Below are 717 nucleotides of genomic sequence, written 5' to 3'. Positions count from 1 at the left end.
CGCCTGTTCTGCTGCCATATAAAGCCTCCGTGTGCGCCATTGTAGCGGGGGATTCCGCGCATAGCAAGCGCCTTTGATGACGCCCGCCGCCCACATCAGCAGCAAGCCGCCCGTGCCCCTCGACAGTCCCGCGCCGCCCCAATCCCAGCCTCTGTGCCGAGTTTGCGGCGAGCTTCTGCAAGGAGTAGTGTGAGGCGCACACAAAGGGTAGTGTCGAACCCCTGCAAGGGCGGGAAGCTGATACGCCCGTGTTTCAAATGCGGGGCACGGGTCTTACCTATCTGCCAAGTTTCCTGAAGGAACTGTCGCACGCCGTAGCGTGCTACCGAGTTTGCTTTGCAAACTCGCGGAATAAAGGCGGACACCTATGTATCGAAATATGGATAAGCATTTACCGAGACCACCGAGCGATATTCACCGAGGGTTTCCGCCCACGAGCCTATCGAGCGGACTTACTGAAGGGCGAAGACCCGTAGGGAGTGCAGATTGAATGGGGGGAAAGAGATAAAATGGGAGGCATGAATCAAATGAAGAAACCCGCAGATTGCAAAACCCGCTGAAAAAAGACGCGGATAGTGGTACCCGAACACACGCTTGACAAATAAAATGCAATAAACTACTATAACAATATCTGCCTTATTTTAAGGCCTCATGGTGAACGTATAAAACAGTGCTAATTCTATGTAATATCGGGCAATAGCGCAGTTGGTTAGCGTA

The 717-nt window shown here is 52.9% G+C and carries 1 protein-coding gene; it reads left to right on the top strand.

Going from position 1 to position 717, the window contains the following annotated elements:
- Positions 1-248: 248 nt before the first annotated feature.
- Complete coding sequence (locus AWU74_RS10750) at positions 249-476, top strand: hypothetical protein (protein WP_162504986.1); 228 nt, start codon at positions 249-251, stop codon at positions 474-476.
- The last annotated feature ends 241 nt before the right edge of the window (positions 477-717 follow it).

This window comes from Treponema endosymbiont of Eucomonympha sp. (assembly GCF_001028545.1).
Note: the sequence above shows the minus strand (reverse complement) of the source record. Positions and strands in the feature narration are given on the sequence as shown.